This is a genomic window from Caldithrix sp. (assembly GCF_056497305.1).
The window spans coordinates 1-10190 of the sequence record NZ_JBSMDE010000090.1 but is presented as its reverse complement, the minus strand read 5'-3'; the positions used below and the strand labels follow the sequence as shown (position 1 = coordinate 10190).

Annotated in this window: 8 protein-coding genes; 2 read left to right on the top strand and 6 right to left on the bottom strand. The window is 46.9% G+C overall.

Translation table 11 applies throughout. From position 1 onward, the window contains the following. Positions 1-52 precede the first annotated feature (52 nt). Together ACWB0I_RS08095 and ACWB0I_RS08090 are read left to right on the top strand one after the other, a co-directional pair. Positions 53-232, top strand: a complete 180-nt coding sequence (locus ACWB0I_RS08095; protein WP_479387549.1) for a hypothetical protein — start codon at positions 53-55, stop codon at positions 230-232. Positions 233-234: 2 nt separating this feature from the next. Continuing rightward, positions 235-651, top strand: a complete 417-nt coding sequence (locus ACWB0I_RS08090) for a type II toxin-antitoxin system VapC family toxin (protein WP_479387548.1) — start codon at positions 235-237, stop codon at positions 649-651. Positions 652-1237: 586 nt separating this feature from the next. Here ACWB0I_RS08090 and ACWB0I_RS08085 read toward each other — a convergent pair. The 6 genes from ACWB0I_RS08085 to ACWB0I_RS08060 all read right to left on the bottom strand — a co-directional run. Next, complete coding sequence (locus tag ACWB0I_RS08085; RefSeq protein WP_479387547.1) at positions 1238-2353, bottom strand: hypothetical protein; 1116 nt, start codon at positions 2351-2353, stop codon at positions 1238-1240. 11 nt (positions 2354-2364) lie between these two features. After that, positions 2365-3378, bottom strand: a complete 1014-nt coding sequence (locus ACWB0I_RS08080; protein ID WP_479387546.1) for a PorV/PorQ family protein — start codon at positions 3376-3378, stop codon at positions 2365-2367. A gap of 16 nt (positions 3379-3394) precedes the next feature. After that, a complete protein-coding gene (locus ACWB0I_RS08075) occupies positions 3395-6235 on the bottom strand; it encodes a TonB-dependent receptor (protein WP_479387545.1) in 2841 nt (946 codons plus the stop codon). Continuing rightward, positions 6232-7674, bottom strand: coding sequence for a hypothetical protein (locus ACWB0I_RS08070; protein ID WP_479387544.1), 1443 nt, complete (start codon positions 7672-7674; stop codon positions 6232-6234). The genes ACWB0I_RS08075 and ACWB0I_RS08070 overlap by 4 nt, the downstream gene beginning before the upstream one ends. Positions 7675-7827: 153 nt before the next feature. After that, positions 7828-9840: a FlgD immunoglobulin-like domain containing protein gene (locus tag ACWB0I_RS08065; protein WP_479387543.1), complete on the bottom strand. Its 2013-nt coding sequence runs from the start codon at positions 9838-9840 to the stop codon at positions 7828-7830. Positions 9841-9906: 66 nt separating this feature from the next. Continuing rightward, a partial coding sequence (locus ACWB0I_RS08060; RefSeq protein ID WP_479387542.1) for a hypothetical protein occupies positions 9907-10190 on the bottom strand: 284 nt, incomplete at its 5' end.

The window sequence follows — 10190 nt, the reverse complement described above, 5'->3', positions numbered from 1 at the left end:
GTTAGCGCTTAAATACAAACTCGGTGTCTAAAACATATAAAGGAATATGGAAATGGAACTAAAAGAAAAAATCAAGAAAGAGATCGATTTGATACCAGAAGAATATTTACCTCAGCTTGAACAATATCTTAAAACAATAAAAAGAGGAAAGCAAAGACAGCTACACATAAGGAAACTACATTTAAAAGGAAAATATGACAACCTGAATATAAGAAAATTAGCAAATGAATAATTATGGATGGTTCAATACTTGTTGACACAAATGTACTGATTTATGCTATTGATGCTGACTCTCGATTTAATGAGCGTGCAGTGAAACTTTTATCCGATTCATCATTGAAGCTCTTCACCACTTCCAAAAATATTTCTGAATTTTTGGTTGTATTAACCAGAAACACGGAAATAGATTTGTCTTCCAGTGAATGCTTAGACATATTAAATAGCTTATTGACTAATATTGTAATTCTATATCCGACAGCCTTATCAATGGATATTTTTCAGACGCTGGTTCGCAAATACAATCCTCGAGGTTTATGGATTCACGATGTAGAAATAGCAAGCATTGGTAAAGCGCATGGCGTATCAGCGATTGCCACTAATAATATTGCTGATTTTAAACGTATCACAGAAATAGAAGTAATAGAAATATAGATATTGCACTAATTCCGGCGTTGGACTTGACTGTTTTCTTCTTATGTGTTAACATGGGATATCTGTTAAAATATTCCAGGAATTTTTTAACGTAGTAGGAAGAGGCCTTAACGGTTCTGGGACTGTAACCAGCCAGTGAAAATTTTTTCCACTATGTGGATTACTGTATTGAGAAAAAGATTTTTACGAAACTTAAAGTTTGTCGCTTTGCGACTTAGTTCAACCAGGCGCTTCACCTGACCGCTATTCTGTCCACTCTATAAAGGCCGGTGAGCCTGGTCATTATGCCTTTTTAAATCTTTAAACGGTAAAGGTAATAAAATGAATAGAATCATTTTAACCTTTCTTTTTTTTGTCTCTAGCCTGTATTCTCAAAGTTATAAACTCGGTATTTATTCATCACTAAATACTTCCATATCAGAAGAATATTTTAACTTGATACCTGCTAAACCAACTAATACACATATTTATTTGTATGGAATTGATACTCGAGTCCGATGTCGGCGTCCGAGCTCATTCCCCACGTAAAAAGTAACCAGGTATGGTCTCCTTAAGCTTATAATTTGCAGCGGACAGCAGCAGTTTGTTACAAATCTCTTGACAATTTAAATTGTAAAATGCGGTTATTCCCTGTATCTGAAACATAAACCGTTTGATTGTCTGTATTGCGCGTTACGGCAATGCCTTTTGGCGTTTTAAACTGATAATCGCCGCTTCCAAAACCGATTACAGCCTGTTGTTGCTGTCCGGTTGGTCCAAAGCGGTAAAAGCCTGGTAAATGGCTCCCATCGGCCGAACCGGCGTCCACCACAAAAATGTTGCCCGAGTAATCGAGGGCCACGTCTTCCGGCAGATAGAATTTATCATAGTAATACAGGTAGTCCTCTTCGGGCGTTCCGGAAAGGTCGGTTTTAGGGGTCAGTACCTCCTGCCCTTCAAACAGCGTGGTGGTAATGTATTGTACCTTGTAATAATTGAACAGATTGGCTGGCGGGTAGGAACCGCTCTGGCAAAAGATGAATCCAAGGGTTTTTTCCCTGGAAGAAATATCCAGATATTGTTCCCGTAACGATGTAATTCCCGTGGGAATTAAGGCCGAGAAGAGTCCGCTACCATTGCTGTAGAGGGGTAGAGGCCCTTTCCAGACATCATTGCCGTAAAAATCATAAATCTGACTGAGCACCGGAGAAACCGTGGAATCGACCACGGTGACGTAGTATTCAAAACCGTTGTGCACACTGATGCCAGTAAACTGACGCGTCGGTTCGGAAGACATCTCGAAAACGACCTCCACCGGCGCCTGATCAATTTGATGCTGATGTTTGAACAGGTCGATTTTGTAAATTTTGTTGGTTTTGTTCACGATTAACAGAGCCAGGCTGTCGTTTTGCGTAATGGCCTCGGGGTGGGGGATGGTTTGCGAATAGCCCATGATGCCGCCGCCCAGGTCCATCATCACAATACGATCGTTGCCTGTATCGGCCAGGTACAAAAAGTTGTCGGCCCCGTAATAGATGTCGCCGGGGCTTTTAAAATCATAGCCGCTGGCCGCGTCAAATTTGACGTTCAACTGAATGTATTCATCACCGACAATTTTGGGCTCATCCGGCGGAATGTTGGGTAAAGAGAGTGTCTGATGTTTGCATTGCCAGAGCAACAGGCCCAGAAATAATCCCCAAAAAGATAGTTTTATTTTGATCATTGGCACCATCCTCAAAATTCTATTTTTGCTGTGAAACGGTTTACATATCCCAGGCGGCCGAAGTTGGTGTAGGCATAATCCAGGTTAAGTCCCAAGCCGGCAATATTGTGGCGTAAACCCAGGCCAAAAGAGAGGCCTTCTTCCACCTGAGCTGTTTTGAATCCTGCCCGTAAAAAGAGGGTTTTTTGCCAGCCGTACTCCAGCCCGAAATTCATATTTTCCTTATTATCATTCGGGTGATTTAACTGTACCGAGCCGGTGAGCAGATGGCGATCGGTAGAGACGAAATCGGCGGCCAGACCAATGCGAAAAACGATGGGAGGCGGAAAAGACTGAAACGAGGTAACCTTTACCTCCTGGTTTTCCAGATTTTTGTAGAGCAAAGTTCCGCTGGGTGCCATTTCGTTGCCAAAATTGGAGATGACCACGCCAAAGCGCGTTGTTTTCCAGCCGGTGTTGTAGTAAATGCCCAGATCAAAGAGTAAAGAACGCATGGTCAGTTCGGCAATGTTTTCCTGCATCCATTTGGCAGAAAGACCAAAACTGAACTTGTCGGTCATGCGCCGGGCATAGGTTAAGCTGAGCAGAAAATCACTGTAGGAAAAATAACGACCGGTGCCCAGAGGCTGAAATTCGGTGGTCTCTTTCATTTCATTGGTGTGCAAAAAGGTAATGGCCAGCCCCAAGGCATTGGTAGGGTTTAAATGGTAGATCATACCGGCAAACTCCAGTTGAACCTCAACCAGCCACTGAGTGTGCGAAAAGATCAAGGAGTGGCGGTCAAAGTTGTTCAAACCGGCGGGATTCCAATACAGGGCTTCGGCGTCGTTGGCCACGGCCACAAACGATTCGCCCATGCCCAGGGCGCGTGAGCCCTGACCGATCTTTAAGAATTGAGCGGTAGATGTGCCGCGCCGTTGGCCGCCTAAATCAGGAAAAAGTTGCGCGTGCAGTGGGCCGGCAGCCAGCCCCACCAGCAGCGCCATTGTCAAAAATTGTATTGCCTTGTGCCTTAATCTGATCATTGCTTTCTTTACTCCGTTAAAATTCCAGTGAAAAACCGAACATGATGTGTCTGGGCGCCCGGTAGCGAGCCGGATCAAAAGGGTAAGGATCGTGTGGCCAGTGCCGGTCCGGGTAAAGCGGATCGTTCCAGCTAATGGGCACAGGGTCGCCATATTCGTAGGCCCGGCCTGTTACCGGATTAATGATCTGGGCGTTTTTGTTATTAAACAGATTCCTGATTTCAAAGTAGAAAATGTAATGCATGTCCCACAGATCAAAATATTTTTTGAAGCTCAGGTCAACCCATTTCCAGCTGCTGCCGACTTTGCTGTAACGCGTTTTTTCTTCCACGTCGTATTGCGTGAGGTAAATGGGACGTCCGTCGGTGCGGTACTGTCCGGAAAAGACCGACGGCGTGTAGCGCCGGCCGGCCTGTGCAAAAAAGTGCAAATTCAAATTCCAGTTGCTGAACAGCGGAATGCCCAGAAAGCGCGGTTTTTGATCTCTGGAGACGCGTAAGCTCAGGTTGCCGGAAATTTGCCAGGGGCGATCCCAGGCGGCGTACGATTCACGGATGGGAACATCTTCGCCGGTAGCGCTGCGATCTATTTGCAAAATGGAAGAAGCATTGGAAGATTTGGTGGTAGTGATGGAGTAGCTGGCCGCCACGTTTCCATAGAGATACTGACCAACGCGTGTTTTGTATTCCAGCTCAACGCCCCGCGCCCGTGCGTAATCCAGGTTAACATAGGTGTAGGCTGTTTGACCACCGCGGCCAGGCAGGCGGAAACGGGTGGTTTTTACGTAATCAAAAATATCTTTGTAATAGGCGGAAATACTCAACACGTCATTTTCGGTAAACTGATTTCGCAAACCGAGTTCGTATTTAACGCTGGTCTCCGGATTGAGGGCCGGGTTGCCGTAAGTCTGGTAGGCGGAACGGGCGCTGACCGCCGAAAGGCCCGAGTACACAAACTGGGGGCGTGGACGTTTTGAAAAATGACCGTAATTGAAATAGAGCATCTGATTGTTGCTAACCGGAAACGAGACGCCGATTCTGGGCATCAGGCGTGCTTTAACACGACGACCCAAAAATTCAAAGGAATCTTTTTTGTACTTCTTACGCTGGTCTGCACTGATGAAATTGGTGGTATCTTCAATGGCCCGATCGGCAAAGGATCCAGGCACCCAATAGTCCAGGCGAAAGCCGGCATTTAAAATAAAACCGCCAAATCGAATATCATCCTGTAGGTAAAAAGCGCCATCTGCCGGAAAGACATGGAACAAATCCTGACTGGAGCCAAACGGTCCAGCAAATGGTTCCTGGATGTCGATCAACTGCATTTCTTTAAACGACATTTCCAGCCCGCTTTTTAAGGTGTGCACATCTCCGGCATGGTGCGTCAGGTCGCCCTTTAACGTGTAGGCGTAAATAAAATGATCGTGCCAGGACAGGGCGTTGCCGTAATCATAAAAGCCATCGCCGGGAATAACTCGCACCTTGCTGGAATCGCCGTACGGCGTGTAATACTCGACGGGCAGGCGGGGAACGTCCAGCGGCTGGCTGTAACCATGCCACAAATCATCGCCCCATTCGGAACGCAACTGGGCAAAGTAACGACTGAATTTGAGCTCGTAAAAGGTAGTGGAATTCAGTGTGTGATTCCAGATTAAAGAGATTTGCTCATTATCATGGGTAAAGGTATTGAAATTGTCCAGTAATTTCATGTATTTGTAAGGGAAACCGGGCCTTGGTTCCACATAGTTCAAATTGGTTTGCAAGGTTTGCGTGTTTTGATTGATCACCAGAGAGCGATTGTACATGTAAGTGAGTTTGTGCGTGGGATTCAACTTCCAGGTTAATTTAAAGAGCGCGCTCCACAGATTATTTTCTCTGGGAGCAAAAAAGTCTTTGTCCACCAGCCCATTCAGCGTTGGCGCAATAGAGGAGTGCAGTTGTTTGGCTGTGGCCCGCGTGTAGTCGTCAAACACCTTGCTTTGCAAATCGAAAAAGAAATAGAATTTACCGGGCAAAGGAAGGCCAGCTCTGGAAAACAGACGGGTCAAAGGTTCCGGCCCGCTTAGGCTCAGTTCCCAATGGTCGGTGTTAAAGCTGAAATCCGCATCGCGAAACTGGCCAAACAGGTTGTCGGATTTCATGGAAAAGTAGCCGTCGAGCTGATCGCTGCCGGATTTCGTTTTAACGCTGATGACCCCGGAAGTGGCCTGGCCATATTCGGCCTTGTACCCACCGGTAAGCACCTCGATTTCCTGGATGGCGTGGGAACTGAGGCGCAGACCAAAACCGGTTCCGGAAAGAGGATCCTGCACAGAAAGCCCCTCCACCAGATATTGGGATTCGTAAGAACGGCTACCGCGAATGTAGATGGCATCATCCTGCTTTGTAACACCCACCTGCTGACTGACCAGGTCGGTCACGTTTTCCACAATGCGGTTTTGAATCTCTTCCTGGGTAAGAGTACGAGCGGTGGTCGTTTGTTCCAGGTCCATTAGTGGCTTTTCTCCGATGACGGTAATTTCCTGTCCCAGGGCCAGAATGGAGGACTCCAGCTGGAAATTAAGGGTGAGTGTCTGGCCGGCTTTTACTTTAACGCCGGTCTGGCGAATGATTTTGTAACTCACGTAAGACACTTCAATCGTGTACTCACCGGGTTCGATTTTGGGAATGGAATAAAAACCTTCCAGATCGGTTGAAGCGCCGTAATAGGTGCCTTTTACCACAATGTTGACGCCAGCCAGTGGTTCACCGGTTTTTTTGTCGGTCACCACACCGCGGATGGCGCCGCTTTTTTGCGCCCATAGCGCCGAAACACTTAATACCAGCGAAATAACAAAAATATTACGCAACCTGCTCATAAGTTTGTGTCCGTTGTAAAAATGTCTCTAAAAACGATTTTAAAAAATTCGTTAAGATTGTTATTGCCCTGCAAAAAATGTAGAGGCGTGGCCGAAAAAATAAAATCGTAAGCATCCAGCCCCTGTTTGTTGTCGTTGCGACCCAACAAAATAAAGAGCGGATCCTGCTCCGATTTTGGATCGTCATAACGATACAATGGAATGGCTGTTGGCTTGGGCTTAAGGGCCATCAGTCCGACGATGATTTTGCTGACTTTCAATTCCGGTAGTTGGACGCCAAACAGGCTCTGCAGATCGTCCTGCCCAACGGAATCCGGATAGTAAAGACTGTTGGAAGTGATGAAATTGAACATCTTGCCCAGTGAATCGACTGGAGTGAATTCCAGGGGATTGCCCAGGGCGCCAAAGCCGGTATTGAATTGAACAGAATAAATGATTTTACCCCCGGCATTTAAAAATTCCGGAATAGCCACCTGAGCCGTAATAAAATGTTCATCCGTTTCCTGAATCAGATCCGAGTACCAGATGACGCGCTTAAACAGCTTTAAGGTTTCGATGAATTGCAGGCGGGAAGCAGGAAACTGTTCTTCAATATTCCAGTAATCAAAACCAGCCTGAGGATCAATTTCCGGCAAAACCTGGCGGAGCATGGATTTGTAATAGCGGTCCGGATAGTTGGATTGGGCTTCATTGGCAAAGTCATCAATCAAAAGATAGCTGCCCCTGGGCTCCTTGACATACCAGGTACCTTTTTGAGGCATACGGATGATGGGGCTACGGCTGTGGGCTACATCTACAGCGCGAATGAAGAAGACGTGCTCTCCCTGGGTAAGACCGCTGTCTGCGGTGAGGGTTAAGTTTCTTCGGAAACCGGCGATGCTGTGCCATTGTGAGGTGTCGTCCAGAGCATATTCAAAATGTGTGATGGTGGTATCTCCGTCCAGATCACTGGCCTGCCAGACAAAACTGGCAACGGTAAAGGTGGTGTCCGGAATGCGGCTGGTGGGCAGCCAGTTGATGCTGGGTGGCGTGTTTTTAATGGGAAAGAGTTGTTGCGCCGGAGTGGGATCCCAGGCGCCATCATTGTCAACGGCCCGAATTTGAAAGACATAGCTGGTTTCTGCGCCGCTTATTTTTAAAGGAAAGGTTAAGGAGCGTTGTTCGGTCCATTGCCAGTCTGCGGAATCTGGCTGCATCTTCCAGGTGTAGTAAAAGCCGGTCACAAAACCGTCTTTGTCCAGGCCATCCCAGTACAACTTTTGAATGCTGGCAGTCTGATTAAGGGTGTCTCTGCCTGTAGATTGCACAAACAAGAAGGTCTCTGGCGGCGCATTCTGGGCGTAAGTGCCGGAAATCTTCTCTTTGCAGGAGAACAGGAGCAGTACAATGCTCAGCGCAAGACTGCCGGTTACAATGCATTTCAATTTAGCGTTTACCATTTTTGCTTCTCTAATGTTAAGCTTTGAAAAAATGTCTGTTTTGCTACGTGTCCGGCCTTTTGAGATGAATAGAAACGACCGGACGAAATTAAAAGCGCCATGGTGAGCCTGCCGAAAGACCATGGCTTCGGCAAGCTCACAGGGTGCGCGAAATCATTTAATCAACAACATTTTTCTGGTCTGTTTAAAATGCTCTCCTTTTAATGTGTAAAAATAGATGCCGGCGCTTACCATTTTACCTGTCTCGTCTCTGCCGTCCCACGTTAAACGTTTAAAACCAGCAGGTAGCTGGCCATTGAGCAGAGTACGTACCTTTCTGCCCAGTACGTCGTAGATGTCCAGACGATATTGGCCCTGTTTGGCCAGGGTCAATTCGATGGTTGTGGTTGGATTAAAAGGATTGGGATAATTTTGCTTCAACTGAAAATTCCGAACCAGCGGCGTCTGTTCAATAGCGGTCGTATGGCCGTGAATATCATCCTTTGTTCTGGGGATGATTTTGTAGTTGCCAAAACTGTAATAGTGTACGGCAATGATTTCATCGATGTGGTCATTCTGGGCAAAGGAGGAATCGCGATTGCCGGCAAAATCATAGGCCAGATCATCAACGCGCAGTTCACCACTGCCGTCATCCACTGTAAATTCACCAAAATTGCTGGGCGCATCCGGGAAGGGATTGGCCACGGTAAGATTTGCCACGCGAACCAGACAGGATTCGTAAGCCTCGGCATCCGGTCCTCCTGTTGTAATTTGACCGGTTTGTACATCCATTGGCGTTACCGCATTCCCGGAGCTTAATACCTGGACCCCGTTTGCACTATCCGAGACCACGATGCGCGTTACGCCATAGCGTTCTTCAATGGTCCCGGTAACTTTAATCTCATCGCCCACCTTTAAATCAGGATGGTAAGTATCTCTGACCTGAATCCCGTACCAGGGTTCTTCTTTTTGTTGAATGACATAAAAACCAGGAAAATGCGATGTATCGGAAACCACAATACCCTGGAGCGTAACTTCGTAGCCCACATAGGGGGAAGCGTCATTGGGATAGCCCCAGGTGTATTGAACGTCTTTAATATCCAGGTTGCCGCTACGAACGACGTAGGAGTAAATCTCATACGAGGTGTCGCCAGGCGCTGTTGTGAAATCACCCGCGTCGTCAATGGCGTAAACAAAGTAACGGACGTAGCTGCCATCTACCTGATTAGGGATTTTGGCAGAGAAGGAATCGGTGCCTGCGCTGGTCATTTCTACTTCTACAAAGGGATTCCAGTCAACACTGTAATGTAAAACGGCTTTGGAAACCGCGGTATTGTCGGTAATATGGGCTATTACGGTAACGTCTGTACGCGGTGTGGGTTTACCAGGAATCCGCGAAACTTCATGGATGACCGGAGGATTGGAAAGGGTTTCCAGATCGTCTTCATTTCTGGGGTTGACGGTGTATTGATCCACATTAACGTGACGGACGAAACCCTGTACATTTAATTGAGTGCCGGTCGGCGGCCACTGGTAAACATTGTCATTGAACCGTCCCCGGAACCACCAGAAGTAATCATCCAGATAGGTTAAACCGCCAGAATCGTCTGTGATAGACGCTGTGTTGGAACTGAGATTGTTGTTCACGATGGTAACATTTTTCAGAGTTATCCACATCGACTCCCATTTTTCAGCCACATCATTGGTCGAAAGATCGGCTGTGGTCAATTGCACGGGATCAGGCATGGGGTTATTGGTGGAGAGTATTTCCACAGGAACCACCGGATCAGTCAATAAGGCCAATTGCGTCAAACCAGAGTATTCATCCACCACCCCGGTGAAGTAACAGATCATGCCCGGTTCGACAAATCCGAAAAGCGTATTAACTTCTGTGGTGTCGTGTTGAATGATAAAAAAACCACTCCAGGGTTTGGGGAAACTATCCGGATCCACTACATAACAGGCCCAGCGAGCGCCTACCCACAGATCACGTGGGTAATGCATCACCATTGCGCGTACCACAACGGTGTCGCCAAAAAGAGGGGACTGGTCGTTCACAGCCGGATCGGTGACATGTTGGATGTCGTAAACAGTGACGGTGTCGTAACTGGCTGTTTGGGCAGAAAGCCCTCCGGCCAACAGTAAAATAAATAGACTTAAAAATAGAGAAAGGTAACGATGGCGCATGGAACATCCTCCTTATTTAAAATTTAACTTTGCGAAACATTCAAATTGATGTTTAATGTTTTCTCCTCAGCCGCTGATTCTGTGCCAGCGGATAGCCTGTGTTTGCCGTGCAAGAGATTCCTCTTCCCTTGCTCGATGAATCGGGATTTGGAATGACACGTCGGCACGCGAGCACTCCTTCATTGTCATTTCGACCGATGTCTCGACTACGTCGGGACAGAGCGGAGAAATCTTTCTCAGGCGTAAGGGCGAAGCATTTTCCTGAAGGTTGTTCCAATTAGCGCAACCTCTTTGTGTAAAAGTTAAAATCGCTCTTAAGAAAGACTTTTCAAAAAATGCTTCGCCCTTAC

Excerpts from the sequence above, each read along its gene's own strand:
- ACWB0I_RS08095 (WP_479387549.1), top strand. The coding sequence starts at position 53 with ATGGAACTAAAAGAAAAAATCAAGAAAGAGATCGATTTGATACCAGAA.
- ACWB0I_RS08090 (WP_479387548.1), top strand. The coding sequence starts at position 235 with ATGGATGGTTCAATACTTGTTGACACAAATGTACTGATTTATGCTATT.
- ACWB0I_RS08085 (WP_479387547.1), bottom strand. The coding sequence starts at position 2,353 with ATGATCAAAATAAAACTATCTTTTTGGGGATTATTTCTGGGCCTGTTG.
- ACWB0I_RS08080 (WP_479387546.1), bottom strand. The coding sequence starts at position 3,378 with ATGATCAGATTAAGGCACAAGGCAATACAATTTTTGACAATGGCGCTG.
- ACWB0I_RS08075 (WP_479387545.1), bottom strand. The coding sequence starts at position 6,235 with ATGAGCAGGTTGCGTAATATTTTTGTTATTTCGCTGGTATTAAGTGTT.
- ACWB0I_RS08070 (WP_479387544.1), bottom strand. The coding sequence starts at position 7,674 with ATGGTAAACGCTAAATTGAAATGCATTGTAACCGGCAGTCTTGCGCTG.
- ACWB0I_RS08065 (WP_479387543.1), bottom strand. The coding sequence starts at position 9,840 with ATGCGCCATCGTTACCTTTCTCTATTTTTAAGTCTATTTATTTTACTG.